General features: G+C 42.3%; 16 protein-coding genes and 1 other RNA gene. 4 read left to right on the top strand and 13 right to left on the bottom strand.

From position 1 onward, the window contains the following. Positions 1-104: 104 nt before the first annotated feature. Positions 105-431 carry a hypothetical protein gene (locus ABN702_RS09135; protein WP_417900385.1) on the top strand — a complete coding sequence of 109 codons (327 nt, stop codon included), beginning with the start codon at positions 105-107 and terminating at the stop codon, positions 429-431. Between the two features lie 63 nt (positions 432-494). On the opposite strand, the gene fumC is transcribed toward ABN702_RS09135, so the two are convergent. Further along, entirely contained in the window at positions 495-1,895 is a 1,401-nt protein-coding gene (gene fumC, locus ABN702_RS09130; protein ID WP_417900384.1) for a class II fumarate hydratase, read from the bottom strand. 184 nt (positions 1,896-2,079) lie between these two features. On the opposite strand from fumC, the gene ABN702_RS09125 reads away from it, so the two are divergent. After that, complete coding sequence (locus tag ABN702_RS09125) at positions 2,080-2,274, top strand: hypothetical protein (RefSeq protein WP_417900383.1); 195 nt, start codon at positions 2,080-2,082, stop codon at positions 2,272-2,274. A 38-nt stretch (positions 2,275-2,312) separates the two neighbouring features. On the opposite strand, the gene ABN702_RS09120 is transcribed toward ABN702_RS09125, so the two are convergent. The 7 genes from ABN702_RS09120 to ABN702_RS09090 all read right to left on the bottom strand — a co-directional run bounded on the left by ABN702_RS09120 (position 2,313) and on the right by ABN702_RS09090 (position 9,827). Next, positions 2,313-3,275, bottom strand: a complete 963-nt coding sequence (locus ABN702_RS09120) for a rhodanese-related sulfurtransferase (RefSeq protein WP_417900382.1) — start codon at positions 3,273-3,275, stop codon at positions 2,313-2,315. Positions 3,276-3,436: 161 nt separating this feature from the next. Beyond that, a complete protein-coding gene (locus ABN702_RS09115) occupies positions 3,437-4,183 on the bottom strand; it encodes an alpha/beta hydrolase (RefSeq protein ID WP_417900381.1) in 747 nt (248 codons plus the stop codon). Between the two features lie 61 nt (positions 4,184-4,244). Further along, positions 4,245-4,937 carry an ABC transporter ATP-binding protein gene (locus ABN702_RS09110; protein ID WP_417900380.1) on the bottom strand — a complete coding sequence of 231 codons (693 nt, stop codon included), beginning with the start codon at positions 4,935-4,937 and terminating at the stop codon, positions 4,245-4,247. 12 nt (positions 4,938-4,949) lie between these two features. Beyond that, complete coding sequence (locus tag ABN702_RS09105) at positions 4,950-6,395, bottom strand: ABC transporter permease (protein WP_417900379.1); 1,446 nt, start codon at positions 6,393-6,395, stop codon at positions 4,950-4,952. A gap of 138 nt (positions 6,396-6,533) precedes the next feature. Then, on the bottom strand, positions 6,534-7,958 hold the full coding sequence (locus ABN702_RS09100; protein WP_417900378.1) for an ATP-binding protein: 1,425 nt from the start codon (positions 7,956-7,958) through the stop codon (positions 6,534-6,536). Continuing rightward, a complete protein-coding gene (locus tag ABN702_RS09095; RefSeq protein WP_417900377.1) occupies positions 7,945-8,628 on the bottom strand; it encodes a response regulator transcription factor in 684 nt (227 codons plus the stop codon). The genes ABN702_RS09100 and ABN702_RS09095 overlap by 14 nt, the downstream gene beginning before the upstream one ends. A 152-nt stretch (positions 8,629-8,780) precedes the next feature. Beyond that, a complete protein-coding gene (locus ABN702_RS09090; protein ID WP_417900376.1) occupies positions 8,781-9,827 on the bottom strand; it encodes a hypothetical protein in 1,047 nt (348 codons plus the stop codon). Positions 9,828-10,093: 266 nt separating this feature from the next. Here ABN702_RS09090 and ABN702_RS09085 point away from each other — a divergent pair, with 266 nt between their 5' ends. Next, positions 10,094-11,443: a glucoamylase family protein gene (locus tag ABN702_RS09085; protein WP_417900375.1), complete on the top strand. Its 1,350-nt coding sequence runs from the start codon at positions 10,094-10,096 to the stop codon at positions 11,441-11,443. Between the two features lie 256 nt (positions 11,444-11,699). Here the strand turns inward: ABN702_RS09085 and ABN702_RS09080 are convergent, their stop codons facing one another. After that, positions 11,700-13,094 carry an L-cystine transporter gene (locus tag ABN702_RS09080; protein ID WP_417900374.1) on the bottom strand — a complete coding sequence of 465 codons (1,395 nt, stop codon included), beginning with the start codon at positions 13,092-13,094 and terminating at the stop codon, positions 11,700-11,702. Positions 13,095-13,239: 145 nt separating this feature from the next. Continuing rightward, complete coding sequence (locus tag ABN702_RS09075; RefSeq protein ID WP_417900373.1) at positions 13,240-13,509, bottom strand: DUF1292 domain-containing protein; 270 nt, start codon at positions 13,507-13,509, stop codon at positions 13,240-13,242. 160 nt (positions 13,510-13,669) lie between these two features. On the opposite strand from ABN702_RS09075, the gene ABN702_RS09070 reads away from it, so the two are divergent. Next, a complete protein-coding gene (locus ABN702_RS09070) occupies positions 13,670-15,082 on the top strand; it encodes an amidase (protein WP_417900372.1) in 1,413 nt (470 codons plus the stop codon). A gap of 65 nt (positions 15,083-15,147) precedes the next feature. Here the strand turns inward: ABN702_RS09070 and ssrS are convergent. From ssrS to ABN702_RS09055, 3 genes are all read right to left on the bottom strand, one after another. Continuing rightward, positions 15,148-15,335, bottom strand: a non-coding RNA gene (ssrS, locus tag ABN702_RS09065) — 6S RNA. A 107-nt stretch (positions 15,336-15,442) separates the two neighbouring features. Continuing rightward, on the bottom strand, positions 15,443-15,736 hold the full coding sequence (locus tag ABN702_RS09060; protein ID WP_417900371.1) for a DUF6509 family protein: 294 nt from the start codon (positions 15,734-15,736) through the stop codon (positions 15,443-15,445). Positions 15,737-15,755: 19 nt separating this feature from the next. Then, the gene (locus tag ABN702_RS09055) at positions 15,756-17,000 is read right to left on the bottom strand and encodes a DEAD/DEAH box helicase (RefSeq protein WP_417900370.1); all 1,245 of its coding nucleotides are present in this window, start codon (positions 16,998-17,000) and stop codon (positions 15,756-15,758) included. Positions 17,001-17,107 lie beyond the last annotated feature (107 nt).

Here is a 17,107-nt window from a genome sequence, read left to right as displayed (position 1 = left end):
ATAATTGGATTGACCCCCAGAAAATTGACTCTAGTTGTTAATATTCTATTGATACATACATTTTACATTACATATTACGATTGAAGCTAAAGGAGGTACTTTAAATGCAGGCATCATATGTGAAGGAATCCTTACGGGAATGGAAAGAAGAAATACTTTTGCAAAAAAAAGAAATTGATGATGAATATGAAAAGGTAAAGTGCGATCTCCAGCTCTATTCCATCAAATTCAGTATCACCAAACAGGTCATTCAATCTACCATCAATGATGAAATCATCAACAATATTAAAAACACTTATCATAGACCCTATGAGGAGAAATTCAACGAACTGAAGCAATATATGAGGGAACTAGATGAGAAAAGAAAAGTGTTCCAGATGTTTGTTGAAAAGATTGAAAAAGTAAGTGAAGATGAGCTTGTAGCAAAATGATGGAAAAGGTAGTCCCTAATAGTCAGGGACTTCCTTTTATGTACCTCCCCACTTCCTATATTGTTAGCTCTCTTTTCCCTTTGAGTTGCCAATCATGTTGGCAGGATCGACCTTCTGATCAAACTCCCTTTCCGTCAACAGTCCAGTCTTAACTGCTGCTTCCTTCAGTGTGATACCTTCATGATATGCAAGCTTTGCAATTTTTGCTGCATTTTCATATCCGATATGTGGATTCAACGCCGTAACAAGCATGAGGGAATTTTCAAGGTTTTCTTTGATTTTCCCATAGTTAGGTTCTATTCCGACCACACATTTATCATGAAAACTTATCATGGAATCCGCTAAAAGACGAACGGATTGAAGAAAATTGTAAATGATCACCGGCTTAAAGACATTCAGCTCAAAGTTTCCTTGACTGGCTGAGATTCCTATTGTCACATCATTGCCCATCACCTGAGCAGCAACCATTGTAAGTGCCTCGCTTTGAGTGGGATTTACCTTTCCTGGCATGATGGAACTTCCAGGCTCATTTTCAGGGATAAATATTTCTGCGATTCCGCTTCTTGGCCCACTTGCGAGCCATCTTACATCATTGGCAATTTTCATCAAATCTGCAGCGAGCGCTTTTAACGCTCCATGAACATGGACCATCTGATCATGACTTGTCAGGGCATGGAATTTATTTGTTGCGGATGTAAAGTCCTTTCCGGAATAAAGGCTTATTTCCTTTGCTGTCATTTCCCCGAACTCAGGATGGGCATTCAATCCCGTTCCTACGGCTGTTCCACCTATTGCAAGCTCCTTCATATATTCAAGGCTTTCCTTCAGCATGTTTTCACATTTTTCCAGCATATGATGCCAACCGCTTATCTCTTGGCCTAGCGTCACGGGAGTAGCATCCTGAAGATGGGTTCGGCCAATTTTAATGATGCCCTGAAATTCCTCTGATTTTTGATTCAACGTGGCCTTCAATATTGATAAAGCCGGCAGGAGCTGATCTTCCATTGCTAGGACCCCTGCAATGTGCAACGCAGTAGGGAAAGTATCATTAGAACTTTGCGACATATTTACATCATCATTCGGATGAAGTGTGAAATCAATTCCTCTCTCTTTAAGTATTTGATTTCCCCTTGTTGCAATGACCTCGTTCACATTCATGTTTGATTGGGTGCCGCTCCCGGTTTGCCATACAACCAGCGGGAATTGGTCATTCCACTTTCCGTTGTAGATCTCTTCACAGGCGATCGTAATGGCTTCCGTTTTTTCGAGTGGTAATTTTCCGAGCTTATAGTTGGAAACAGCGGCACCTTTTTTTAATAGAGAAAAAGCTTGTATGACTTCAATCGGCATCCGCTCCGTTCCAATTTTGAAATTCTCCAAGCTTCTCTGTGTTTGGGCACTCCATAGCTTGTCTTTAGGTACCTTTATTTCACCCATGGTATCCTTTTCTATTCGATAGTCCATATTCAACATCCTTTCCATCGGTTCATCATTCTAAATTATTTACTACTTATTATTCTATTCCTAATATGTATCTATCCAAAACTTAAATCTTAGGGAGACATGCAATTAAAGGAAAATTAAGAATAATTTATAATATTTGTGATATAATGAAATTACCTAAATATTGGGGTCAGGAGGCTTGGCAATGGAGTTGAACAGCTATGTAATACGTCTCTCGCTCATGATAATCGGGATTTTTGGGGGAGTTTTTCTATTCCGTTATATTAAAAATGGCGAGCTATTATTGGATCAGCTGATAGGGGTAACCGTTGGCGTACTTTTATTGGTTGTCGCAGTTATTTGGAGAAGAACGAATCAGACATCTTCATCTGCAAATTGAAACACCCCGTTACATCTTAGTAACGGGGTGTTTTGCTATTAGTTTACTTGTGCTTCTTCACGAATAGCTTCTAGTCTTTCAGCGACTTCTTCCTCTGAAAGCCCATGTTCAGCTATATAACGGTTTCGTGGATGCTCTCTACATTCGCTTGAACAGCTGCGCAGATAGCGGTGTTCGTTTTCTTCAGAGCTTAGGATCTTTTTATTGCACTCTGGGTTAGCGCAGTTCACATAACGCTCACATGGCTCTCCGGAGAAATGATCCTTTCCGACCACCACATGCTCTTTACGGTTGATCGGAACACTGATGCGGTCGTCGAACACATAGCATTGTCCGTCCCATAATTCCCCTTGTACCTCCGGGTCTTTACCGTACGTTACAATTCCTCCATCAAGCTGCGAAACATCCTCAAAACCCTCATCCAACAGCCAGCCAGAGAATTTCTCACAACGTACTCCACCTGTACAATAGGTTAAAATCTTTTTGCCTTCAAAATTCTTTTTGTTTTCCTTGATCCATTGAGGCAGTTCCTTGAATGTGTTGATATCCGGTCGTACAGAACCTCTGAAGTGGCCTAGGTCATATTCATAATCGTTACGTGCATCAATGACTACTGTATCTTCTTGCTGCATCGCTTCAAAGAATTCTTTAGGCTTTAGATGCTTACCTGTCGTCTTATTCGGGTCCACATCGTTTTCAAGGCGCAGTGTGACAAGCTCTGGGCGATAGCGGACTTTCATTTTTTTGAATGCATGTCCTTCTGCCTCGTCGATCTTGTATATCATGTCAGCGAAAAGCGGATTGGCATTCATATGGGCAATATAGGCATCCGTTTGTTCGACAGTACCGGAAACAGTGCCATTGATCCCTTCGGTTGCGATCAATATACGTCCTTTCAAGCCAAGCTCCTTACAGTATGCCAGATGCTCCTCGGTAAATTCCTCTGCGTTCTCGATATCTACATATTTGTAATATAATAGCACTCTATAATCTTGATTCATTTTTATCACCAATACCTTTTATGAGTATATTTATCCATTGTATGTTTTTGTAAGGAACATACAACATATTACTATAGCAAAAATAGTTCCATAGATGCAACCTTTCTATTCCAAACTTAAAAAAAGACTCCATTGTGTGCTGGAGTCTTTTCTTAGTTTATTCAGCTGCTGAAGTTACATATCGCTTCAATAACTTCCTGCTCCCACTTGTAGGAGTTGAACGTATGATCTGCTCCTTCAATGTGAAGAAGTGTTGCATGAGGATAACAATTTTTCCTATAAAGTGAGGAAACCTCTACATGTACCGCCTGATCGTTCGTTCCATGAATCAACAATACATCATTTGTGTATCTGGCTGCCCGCTCCCATACCTCCAGGTTTTTCAATTCCGTTACGAAGTCCTTACCTAATAGGTTGCCTCCAAGGTCATAGCCGTTGAGCTCTTCTATAAAAGTTGCAAAGCCCATCTGTTTTTCGATGATTTGTGGCAATGTTCCTGCCGGGGCGAGCAAAATAAGTTTCTTTATATCTGCGGGCTGCTCCCCTGCCAAAAGGCTTGCAACCAATCCGCCCATGCTGAACCCTAGAACAATAGTGTTTTCCTTATCGATGGAAGGTTGGGATCGGACATATTCCAAAATCGTTCTGGCCTCTCTGACCTCACTGAGCACAGTCATCTCTTCAAAATTCCCGTCACTTTCGCCGCTTCCCAAAAAATCAAAACGGAAAGACGCGATTCCCATCTTTTCAAGTGCGCGGGATATTTTCAAGAAAAATCTATGTGGCTCAAGCTTTGTACCAGTAAAACCATGAAAGAGGATGACGGCAGGAAGGTTGTTTCCCGCAGGAATATGCTGCATCCCTCTTAAAATTTGTCCCTTATGTTCGATTTCAATTGATTTCTGCAAAATTAGTCACCCTTATGTTCCTGAATAATAACCATATTGTAACCTAAGTGCGGATTGGTGACTAGGCCATGACAGTGATATCGTTACGTACTTCAAATTTCCCTCTGATTATCTTCACTATAACATCCGATGTAGCAGCTATTTCATTATTATGCGTTACCACAATAATGCATTTGTTTTCTTTATGGGCAAGCTCCTTGAATAAAAGGACAATTTCCTGTGCAGTGTCTTCATCCAGGTTTCCTGTCGGTTCATCTGCCACGATAAAATCTGATTGGCAGCATAGAGCACGTGCAATGGAAATTCTCTGCTGCTGTCCGCCGCTCAAAGTCAGCACTCTCTGATTGGACTGCTTTTCATCGATCCCCACCTTATTTAACATCTCCAGAACAAATTCCTTTTTCTTTTTCACCTTGGAACCGGTGATTTCCATTGCAGTTATGATATTCTGCATTGCTGTCATATAAGGCAAGAGATTATAGGATTGAAAGACGATAGAGACAAACTTGTTGCGGAAATTCGATAATCCAATATCCTGGATATCCGTCCCGTTATAAAGAATCTTCCCTTCCTTTGGGAAGTCCAATCCGCTGGCCAATGACAGAAAGGTTGTTTTGCCTGACCCTGATGGACCTATTACAGAATAGAAATGGCCTTTATCAAAGGAAGCATGAACATCTTGAAGGATTGTCTGTTTTCTACCTCCTTGTTTATACCAATAGCTTACATTAGAAAACTCCATTAATGCATTCATTCTAACACTCTCCTAATCCTGTTTGGTTAAAATCATTTTTGGTTGCAAACGTAATATAGTAAGGGATGGAATTATAGTCGCAACAATGGATACAATTAATCCGATAATTGCCAGCAATCCAAAATCCTTGGAAGTGATGGCAATTTCGAGATCATCGATTGGATCAACCTGCTCTTGTACAAAGCCAGGTCCCATACCGCCTCCCATCATAGCCATGCCAGGTCTTCTAAAAGATTCCGGATTGGATGTGGATTCTGCACTTTGTTCAAGCTGTTGGTTCAGTAATTGCTCTCCAACCTGGTTGGCAACAAGGTTACCTGCCATAGAGGCAAAACTTAGAGAAATGATTGCTACTATCAGGATTTCGACAATAAATTGTCCCATCAGCTTCCATCTCTTTTCCCCGATAGCCAATAGCACACCCATTTCATATTTTCTTTCGCGAATAGTCAGCATGACAATCAAGCCCAATATGACAGCTCCTGCAATGGCGACTAGGTAGACCACATTTTTCGAGAACGAGGCGACATTCTCTATCGGTCCGACCATTTGTTGGTAGACCAGGTCATTGGCATCGAGCTTGAAGGTTGCAAAATCGATGGAGCTTTCTTCTTCTGCCATACTTATAAAGTCCTCAATATTACTGGGATCGTTCATATAGTAGACAGCACTGTCAACCGTTCCTTCATATCCTTCTCCCTTTAATGTGGTAGCCGCACTATATGGAACGTAAAGCTTGTTGTACGGATTCAAGGAAGTGAAATTCATGCCGGTGCTATCTCCTGCAACAGCTGTTTCGTATATCCCTATAATCTCCAACTCCAAAGAGGCCGCTTCATTAGCTGACTGTATATTGATTTTGTCGCCAATAGATAAATCATTTTCCTCTGCTAAAGTCTTTTCAATCATTGTAAAAGGCTCGTCTGCATCTTCTTCGGTAAGATGACGGCCTTCCAGAATGGTGGAATCCCCGTCGAGGAATGCTTGTACAGAATCAGAAAAAAGAACACCCTCAATGGAAAGGTCCGCAAGCATCATCCCTCCCATTCGTCCTGGTCCACCTTGATTGGACTCAGTGGAATCATTTTCAGTTGCAGATCCGCTCTCTATTGCTTCAAAGTCAAGCGCGTTGCCGAAAGTAGATGAAGTAAAGTTATATCCTTTTACCTCCGGATAACCTATCAGTTCCTCGGCATCACTCAAAGAAATTGGCGTCATCTCGAAGCGTGGTCTTCCGCCCTCCGCTTCCTGCTGCTCCATCATTTTCTCACGATCCACCTGCAGTGTTACGTTCCCACCGATATTTTGACGTGCAAGCTCTGCTGATTTGCCAGCGGCGGTTTGTATGGATAGTCCGGATAACACAAATACGCAAATAACGGTTAAAGTGAAAAGGAGAAGGAGGCTTTTTCCTGCCCTTGTTTTGACGCTTAAAAAAGCGCGTTTCATAAAATTCATTGTGCTTTCCCCCAATATAAAATTATTGTAGCTTGTCTCAGCTCAAGAACAAGAATAACGGGTGAATGTGTCAGGTGAATGTCGGTGAGCAATAGAAATAAAAACCCTTAATGAAACAATGTGAATAACATCATTTCATTAAGGGTTTTCATTAGTTCCGTTTAATGGAAGAGAAACCTTAAATGTCGATCCTTTGGTTGAGGATTCTACTAATATAAGATCTCCGCCAAGGGCATGTGCAATCATTTTACTGAAGGGGAGTCCAATTCCCAACCCTCTTACTTTAAACTTCTTGTTATCTCCCCGGTAAAATCTCTCGAAAATAAGACTCTGTTCTTCAATTGGAATACCACAGCCTGTATCTTGGATAGTGATCCAGAGGAGATCGTCTTCTTTGTTCATGCTAAGTGTAACCTTTCCTTCCTTCTCAATCGCTTGTTTGGCGTTGTTCAGAAGGTTGAACAGCACCTGTTTTAAGCGCATGGCATCCGTTTCTATCTGCTCATCCTCTTCAAGAAGACGAATTTCCAGCTTAATACGGTTATCCTGTTGTGAATGTTTCCATTGATAAGCAGTTTCCTCCACAACCCTGTTAATAAAATGGTGCTCGTTAATGATGGACAGCTGGTTAACGGAGAACGAATTGAAATCAAGCAGATCCGCAATCATTTTTTGCATTCTGAACGTTTCCTTCAAAGAGATTGCTACAAATTCCTTTGCATCTTTACCAGTCACAACGTCATCCCTAACTGCCTGCAAAAGACCGCTTATAGATGTAACAGGTGTCTTCAACTCATGTGTCACACCAGCCAAAAGCTCTGTGCGCAGGGCTTCGAGTTGCTGTAAGCGATCTGCCAACTCTCTAAAGGATTGCACGAGTTCATATGTTTCTTCATCGTGCAGGTTTTCAGGTAATTGAAACGAATAGTTTCCCTCCTGTACCTGTTTTGCTGCAATAGCAACCTCTTTGATCGGTGAGGAAAGCTTTTTTGATAAAAAGTAGATTGCTGCCCATCCCAGTATGGCCAAACTGCTTAGCATAATGAATAATAGGTTATATTCCTGTTTGACTTCTATCAGTTCGTTTTCTGGTTGGATGATTACGACCCACCCTACAATCTCCCCGTTAATTTCTATGGGTGACTTTACTAGATATTCCTGAGTCTCCCCATTGCCGGCATTAAGTTTTTGAACCTGCTCCTCATTATTCAAAATATCCTGCGGCAAAGTTCCTTTAAAAGATTGTCTCATGGAACGATTTGCTGAAAGAATAGCTCCATTTTTATCAACGATATAAATGACTCCATTCATTCTATGCTCCGGATCTTTAAAGATGGGATTATTATCCCTTGGAATAAATCTCCCTTGTTCATAATTAGAAACTCGGCTCGATATTTCCTCTGCCATAAAAATGGTAATATTCAATCGGTTTTCCAAAGCGGAATGTTTAATCCACCACACTGAAAGGAAAGCGATGACAATCAACCCTATCATCAGAGTGATAAAATATCTTGTTGTCCAATATCGTAAAAGTGATGGTCTTTTATCTTTAATCTTTAACACAGAATTGATACCCCAGTCCCCGCAATGTCTTTATTTCCCCTTCATGGATGGACCATTCCCCGAGAGCTTTACGTATTCTTTTTACAGCAAGATCTACAGCTCTGTCACTGCCTTCATAATCCATTCCCCATACCCGATCAAGTAGTTGTTCTCTGGTAAAGGTTTGATTTGGATGCTGTGCGATGAACAGAAATAAGGCCAAGTCCCTTGGAGATAAGGGAATGGTTACTCCGTAAAGAGAAACAGAATGAGACTTCCAGTTTACTGTCAGTTGTCCGAATTGTTTTACACCATCAGGTTTGGTTTTAATGCCGGACCTTCTCAGAACAGCCTGTACCCTGGCAACCACTTCATCTGCAATAAAAGGTTTCGTAATATAATCATCTGCTCCACCTTTTAAACCGTTTAGGCGGTATGTGATCTCATCGAGTGCAGTTAGCATGATAACAGGACAGTTGCCTTTCATTCGAATCGTCTCAAGGATCTTCCATCCATTCGTTTCCGGAAGCATGACATCCAGTAGCACCAAAGCCGGGAGTTCCTGTTGAAAAAGACGGATTGCTTCATTTCCATCAAAGGCTTGCACCACTTGATAACCTTCTTTTTGCAAATATACCTTAAGCACTTGATTGATTGCCACCTCATCCTCCACCACTAAAACCTTCTCCATCCGTTCCACTCCTTTGAACCTATTATACCTAAACATGAATAAGCATGAAAATCACAAGTACCATCCTGCCATAGTAGCCCAAGAATATGTCGGGAAGAAGTCAAAATAAAAAAAAGACCCGGTGCCAATACCGAAGTCCATAGCATTATATATTATCTTAATGAACCAATATAAATTAGAGAATCAACCTGCACTGTATCTAAAGAGCCGTCCAGAATTTTTCTGACATCACTAAGGGTATCCTGCAGACTGACGGATTCCCCTTTTTTCCCGGAGAACTGCTCCGCTACATAAAAGGGCTGCGTCAGATAAGCTTCCAGTCTTTCTCCCCTTTGGAAAGTTAGTAGCTCGGATTCTGGTAGTCGATCTGTGCCCCTGACATTTACCAAAGACCGTAATTCCCTGTAGCGGCGTAATAACTTTTGTGCACGCTGTTGGATGCTTAGATGCTGCAGATCTAAATGTGCTCCTTCGAGGACAGAGGATGTGGAGTAGACGGGATTTATTGCCGGGAATTTGTGTCTTGCTGCCAGGTCCGCATCAAACTGCCAGAGTGTTTCAAGTGGACCGAATGGAAGATCCTCATCCACCACTTCTCCACTTAAGTCAACCAAAAAGGTTGTAACAGAATGGATGCCTACATTGTCAAGCTTCTCCTGTAGTTCCTGAATCTTGCCGGAAAGGACGTGGCTTCTGTCTGCTGCAAAAGCAATTTCTTTTGAATTTCCTAGTGCCAGTGCTTTTTCATAGCTTTCTTCAATGGAGTTTGTAATAATATCTATCTCGTTGCTGATGTCGTTTACTTCTGGATGATTTCCTTCCGGATTCAGGAGCATGGTTGTGAAACCATCCATCTTTAAACGATAGAATAATTCAGCAAGCAATACAAGTTGCCCCATCCCGGGACGAGCCACCAATCCATTAGTGCCGCCTTTTGTTAATGGCGCAAATAAATCTACCACTTTAATTTTCGTTTCGATCATTTCTACCTTCTCCCCTCTGATAATCAAATCATCCAAACTGCAGCCTGCCAAATCAGCAAGAGCAACCAAGGTGCGGACCTCCGCCCTTCCTACCGGAATTTTGCCTGTGCAAAGATTTGATACTGTCGCCGGGCGTAAACCGACGGATTTGGCAGCACTCGTTAAATTTGGGACACGCCTTCTTAGCAAGGAAACATTTAATCTAATATTATCCAAATTTTACACCCCTTTCTTACTTTTAACAGTAATATATTTTCCGTTGTAAAGCAACTAATTAATTACTTTTGAAAGAAAAAAATATTACGCTAAAGGAATATGTACAGTGTTGTATGATAAATTCTGAATAATTGGTTCTAAAGTATTGCTAGGAATTCCTAAAAAGGTTATATTTACAGAAATGAATGCCCTTTCATGCCGTAAAATCGAAACGTTTCACTTTTGAGGGTGTTTTATACCGTTTTATAAGAAAAGGAGATAGTTGTATGAAAAAATATGTAATTTCGGCAATAACTGTAGCTATCCTTGTTGCTATTGTTTTCCTTGTATTAAAATACATGGATACAGGAATAAAAGCGGATGGGGAACTTGATCAGGAATTACTGGTCACTGCCGAAAAAACGTTTCAATTTTTTGAGGATTATACTGATTCATCCACGGGACTAACGATGGACCGGGTTGATTTTGAAACGAAGGAGGTTAAAGCGGAGCATACCTCACCAACCAATATTTCAATGTATTTGATGGGAATGGTGTCAGCAGTTGAGCTTGACTTGATTTCAAAAAAGGATGCCGAGGAGAAAATTGAAACCACCCTTCATACTTTGGAGAAAATGGAAAGGTGGAATGGGCTCTATTATAACTGGTACTACACGAAGGATGGCTCGCTGAAAAAGGATTGGGGACAGTTTATCTCAAGTGTCGATAATGGGTGGCTGACTGCTGGACTGATCGTTACCGGCCAATATTTTGAAGACTTGAAAGGGATGACAGATCCGCTAGTTGCAGCTATGGACTATTCCCACCTCTACGACCCGCAAGTGGGACATCTATATGGAGGCTATGACGTAGAAAAGAAAAGCGTGACCTCCCACCATTATGGACTGCTTTATACGGAACCGCGTGTTGCAAGTTATTTGGCAATCGGAAAAGGTGATGTTCCCCAAGAGCACTGGTGGAAGCTGTACCGTGCATTCCCTCCGGAATTTGACTGGCAGAAGCAACGGCCTACCGGACAGATGGAAACGTATGATGGAATCGAACTATACCAGGGCTACTATGAATATGATGGATTGAAATATGTTCCAAGTTGGGGAGGGAGCATGTTTGAAGCGCTTATGCCTAGTTTGGTGTTAAAAGAAAATGAGCTGGGTACGAATGCCCTGGGATTAAACAACAAGCATCATGTTGAAGGACAGATTCGTTTTGCGGAAAAGAACGAGTACAGAGCATGGGGCTTCTCACCTGCGGGCATCCGGAATAATTATGGGGAGTTTGGTGTTCCCGTACTCGGTACGGAAGGTTATGATGATAAGGCGACTGTTACTCCACACGCCACCTTCCTGGCACTTGAGCACGCACCGGACGAAGCTCTTGCCAATATCCAAGCGTTAAGAGAACTTGATGCTTACGGTGAGGATTATGGATTCTATGATACAGTCAACCTTACAACCGGAGAAGTGGCACACTCTTATCTTTCCTTGGATCAGGGGATGATTTTAGTCTCCATCGCCAACTATTTACGTGATGGAGTCATTCGTGAAAACTTCCATCAGGATCCGATCGGGGAGAAACCGGAGCACTTGTTGGAGAAAGAAAACTTTAATATTAAATGATGTGATATTAAATAGCATTATTAAGAGCCTTGGTCCTTTCCGAGGCTTTTTCTTATTGCTTTGAAAATTTGTTCAGCGTCAATGAAAAATTAATCGCAAAGATAATGGCGGAGTAAAGAAAATAATTTCATTGTACACGAACGTATTTTCATTTATTACCGCACTTCTGTTCATTTGTTTTGAACAAAAGTTCGAGCGTGAAGATTGCTAAAGAAAAAAAGCGGCAGATCTCTCTGCCGCTTCCCTTCAATCTTTATCAAGCATCCGCTTCAAAATCAGTGGATGGTGGACGATTGTAAACAGTGGTATCCAGGTTTCCGGTTGCTTTTCCGGTCAGCACTCCTGCTGTCATACTTCCACTTACATTCAGTGCAGTACGTCCCATATCAATCAGCGGTTCAACGGAAATCAGCAAGCCTGCCAATGCTATCGGCAGATCCATCGCAGATAGTACAAGAATGGCAGCGAATGTTGCCCCTCCTCCTACTCCCGCAACACCGAAGGAACTGATGGCAACGACTAATATCAGCATGAACAAGAACGATGGATCAAGTGGATTGATTCCGACAGTTGGTGCAATCATCACTGCCAGCATCGCAGGATAAACGCCGGCACAACCATTCTGACCAATGGATAACCCGAATGAACCGGCAAAGTTTGCTACACCGTCTGATACTCCCAGCTCCTTCGTTTGCGCTTTAATATTTAACGGTAACGTCCCGGCGCTTGTTCTGGATGTAAAAGCGAAGGATAGAACCGGAAATGCCTTCTTTACATAGGTTAAAGGATTCAATCCGGCAAACATCAAGAGCAGCAGGTGAATGCCAAAGACAATAAGAAGCGCGACGTAGGAAGCTGCTACAAACTCCCCAAGCTTAGCGATGGCGCCGTAATCACTGGTGGCGGTCACACGCGTCATGATGGCCAAAATTCCATATGGTGTCAATCGAAGAATCAACGTTACCACACGCATAATAATCGTATAGAAGGTATCCACCAGTTTGGCAAAAGATTCAGCCTGTTCGGCATTCTTCCTGCGAACCCCAAGATATGCGATACCGATAAATGCTGCAAATATGACGACAGCGATGGTCGAAGTGGAGCGAGCTCCAGTAAAATCAAGGAATACATTCGCAGGCAATAAATCCAGCATCTGTTGTGGGAATGTTTTGGAAGCAAGGTCACCAGCACGTGATTCCAATTGTTCCCCCCTGGCTGTTTCTGCATCACCCTTCTCTATTTCAATTGCTTCTAGATCAAACAGGACAGTTGTACCGATACCGACTGCAGCGGCAATCGCTGTCGTGCCGAGCAATATACCGATGATAAGAGCACTCACTTTTCCTATATTGCTTTTTAGCGTCAGTCGCGTAAAAGCGGCGATAATGCTGATAAAGACAAGCGGCATGACAATCATCTGAAGAAACTTCACGTAGCCTGATCCGACGATATTGAACCAGTCGATGGATCCGGAAAGCACCTCCGAATCTGTTCCATATGCGTATTGCAATCCCAGACCGAAAACAATCCCGATGCCTAGAGCTGCAAATACACGTTTGGCAAAGGAGACTCCCTTCTTTTGCATCTTGTACAGCCCAAAACACAGTAAGAGTAAAAGAAAAATATTAAGGACGAGTAAAAAATTATCCATGCTGTCTTTCCTCCCTTTATCTTCATTACTGAAGCGTTGAGGCTTCTCTACATCATATGGTCTTATTTGATGAACATGCCTTAGACAATAAAAAAAGAAAGTAGGACAGGCACCTTGTAAGGTACTTGTTCTACTTTCCTGCTTTTTATTCTTGCTCTTCTACTACTCCCTCGAATGCAGAGGAAACTTTATCAAATTCTTCGTCTGACTCTATTTCGGAGAGTTCCCCATCCTCTTCTACTTTCAAGAAAAAGATATCTACGTCACCAGTCGTCTGTTTCTCGATTTCTTCAACAAACGCTACAGCTACATATGTGGTGCCCTCCACATCCATTGTTCCTAATACTTCAAGTTCCTGGTCCTGGTCATTTTCATCCTGAACGATGAAAATATCTCCTACTTCCACTTTATCCATCCTTATATCTCCCTTCCATTGCTATCAATGATATTCACTATTATCCTATCTTCCCTTTTACGAAAATTAATATACCTTCGTACAGTAGAAAATGGACCTTCCCATCTTACCATAATGTGCTAATCTATTAATAGTCATACTACAGAAATGAGGTGTACATATGAAAGATTATATGGAGATGGATGCAATCGGCCTTAGTGAACTAGTAAAAAAGAAAGAAGTAAAGCCTATTGAACTGGTGGAATCGGCTATTGACAGGAGTAAGCAGGTCAATCCCCTCATCAATGCCGTAATAATCGAGATGTTTGATGAAGCAAGGAGCTTGGCTGAATCGTATGATCTGTCTTCACCCTTTGCAGGTGTTCCTTTCCTAATGAAAGACTTGGAGTTTTTTGCCGGAGCACCATATACAGGTGGTTCGAGACTTTTAAAGGATTTCTTATGTCCGACAGATTCCGTATTGTCTTCACGGCTACGCAGGTCCGGATTGATTATAATTGGAAAAACGAACACATGTGAGCTTGGCATTCAACCAATTACCGAACCGGAGCTTTATGGTCCAACTCGAAATCCCTGGAATCTTAGCCTTACAGCTGGAGGTTCGAGCGGTGGATCTGCTGCTGCGGTGGCAGCCGGAATTGTTCCCATGGCCCATGCCTCTGATGGCGGTGGTTCTATCCGAATACCTGCTTCCTGCTGTGGAATTTTCGGAATGAAAATCAGTAGAGGACGAAACCCAAGAAACCCCGATACTTTCGGATTGGGTGTCAGTCATTGTGTCTCGAAGAGTGTCCGTGATAGTGCGGCATTACTAGATGCTACACATGGGACAGGACTTGGAGATCCATATATAGCACCCTCACCTAGTCAGTCTTTTATCAAAGAAGTTACCACCAATCCTGGTAGGCTTCGCATAGGTTTTCTAACAACCACTTTCGATGGCAAGCCAATTGATCCCGATTGCAGGGATGCGGTAGTGGATGCAGCTAAATTGTGTACAGATCTTGGTCACCATGTGGAAGAAGCAAGTCCGGCAGTGAATGTGGAGGCATTTACGAAAGCCTTTACCGTTTTATGGTATCAGATGGTAACGCTCGGAATCGCTTCTCTCCCAGCACTTGTCGGAAAAGAGGCAAGCGTTGAGCATTTTGAACGCCTGACTTGGGAAATAGGTCAGGCTGGAGCAAAGTATACCGGGGTGGAAACCCTGACTGCCATGTCCTATATGCAGCAATTGGCAGGTACAATGGCACGATTCTTCACCGACTATGACTTGCTTTTAACACCGACCCTATCAAAACCACCTGTAAAAATAGGGGAATTGGTATACAAGGGGGATCTTGAGGAGTATTCAAGGCTAGCGAATGGCTGGGTTCCCTATACCCCTCTTGCCAATGCGACTGGGATACCGGCGATGAATGTGCCTCTATATTGGAATGATGACAATCTACCTATCGGTGTTCAATTTTTTGCCCCATACGGCGACGAGGCCACTCTGTTCCGTCTTGCAGGTCAGCTTGAGGAGGCACGTCCATGGGCTGGTAGAATGCCTGCATTTACGAAAACGCCATAATAGCAAAAGAAAACCCAGCGTCCGAATCGGATGCTGGGTAGTTTTAGGTTTAAATTAGTATGGAAGTACAAGCCACAACTGCCGTAACTTAGTATAAGAAAGTTTTAAACCACCACTCCTGAAAGTGGGTGTTCGCAAAAACATTCCTGTCGTCCTCTATCTCGGAGGCTTGACATTCCTGCTTTTATATAAAACTCCCTAGTTAAGTATAAAGGTTAAAACTTTGTTATGGTTACGTGCATCGCAGCTTGTTTTACTATAGTACAGGAGAATAGATTGAAATGCAACTATCAACTATTAGGTGGAATCATTGAAATTATCCGTCTATTGCCCTAACTCTCGCCAGTGTTGTCCTTTTGCTTAAAAGACACCATTATCGAGCTGCTTTATGCAATACTCCTTCACCATTGCCAGCTCTTCCTCTTCCAATTCAAAGTCAAGCAAGGTGTTGGTTGTATTCTCGTAGAGATGATACTGGACAATTCTTGTACCGTTGTCATCTACTGCGACAATCGCTTTGATAAAGACACCATTCTCCATATGCATCTCGTCATCTTCCGGAATTTCGATGTCTATGAGGAATTCATAGCGGTCTCCAGTCAATATTCCTGTCGGGTCCTTCAGTTTTTCTGCTTCATGTCCGGTAATGTTCATATCTGACATCCTTTCTCTACTATCGTTTTCTTCTATTGAATTCTTGTTTTTGACTAGCGGTAAATTCTTTTTTCTTCTGAGCTGTTTTTCTTGCTTTTTTAATGTTCATTTCTCTTTCCTTGTCATAATCGTCGCGATCTGGAATGCTGATTCCTTTGATGACGACTCGCTCCAACGTCTGCTGGATTCCCTTTTCAATCAACTGTAGATTATCTACGTCTCTTGGTGCAAACAAAGTATAAGCAGCACCATCACCGCTTGCTCTGCCTGTTCTCCCGGTTCTATGTATGTACGTCTCTACATCTTCTGGGACATCATAGTTATAGACGTGTGTGACACCTTCTACATCGAGCCCTCTTGCCGCTACATCCGTTGCAACAAGATACTGTAGCTTGGCATCGCGGAAGTTCCTCATCGCACGTTGGCGCTTGGATTGAGGGATATTCCCGTGCAGTTCATCCGTTAAAAAACCTTTTTCCTTAAGGGTAGCATTTAATTTTTCCACCCTTGCTTTTGTCCGACAGAAAATGATGGCCAAATATGGCTGATGCTCCTGTATCAGGTGCAGCAAAGTACCTTCTTTGCGTCTGTCGGTGGTTTCAACAGCGTACTGCTTGATCTTATGGACAGTAACCTGTTTTTCTTTGATTTCAATATGCTCAGGGATTTTCATATACTTATTGGCTAGTGCATGAATTTCCTTAGGGATGGTCGCGGAAAATAAAAGAGTCTGGCGGGATGGGAATGTTTCGTGGATAATCGTATCCACATCAGGCAAAAAGCCCATCAACAACATCTGATCTGCTTCATCTATGACAAGCATGTTCAAAGTCGAAAGATCAATCGTCCCACGTCTGACATGATCCAAAAGTCTTCCTGGTGTCGCCACAATGATATGTTGCGCACCTTTCAGCTTCTTCAGTTGATGCTGGACGTCCTGTCCACCAAATATCGCAAGTACACTCACTCCATCTATGTTTTCCATCATCTTCTTAATTTCTTTCGTTATCTGATGAGCAAGCTCACGAGTAGGTGTTAAGATTAAAGCTTGTGTATCGGTATTGTTAACATCAATCTTCTCGAGGATCGGCAGGACAAACGCCAAAGTCTTTCCTGTACCTGTCTGCGCTTGTGCAATAATATCTTTTCCGTCCAATACGGCTGGAATCGTTTTTTCCTGTATGGGTGTTGGTGTGACAAGTCCAAGGGATTTCAATGTATGGTTCACTTCTTTTTTAATTCCCAATTGTAAAAAGTCAGGCATGTAGATCACGTCTCTCTTCTATTAAGTTGCTATTTTGCTTCCTAACTATAACATAACCAAGATTAACAAAAAATAAAAAACGGTCCTCATGGAGTCCGTTTCTCGAA

The sequence above is a fragment of the Bacillus haimaensis genome, from assembly GCF_048270625.1.
In the GTDB taxonomy this organism is placed as follows: domain Bacteria; phylum Bacillota; class Bacilli; order Bacillales; family Bacillaceae_I; genus Sutcliffiella_A; species Sutcliffiella_A haimaensis.
This window is presented reverse-complemented; position numbering and strand designations above follow the sequence as displayed.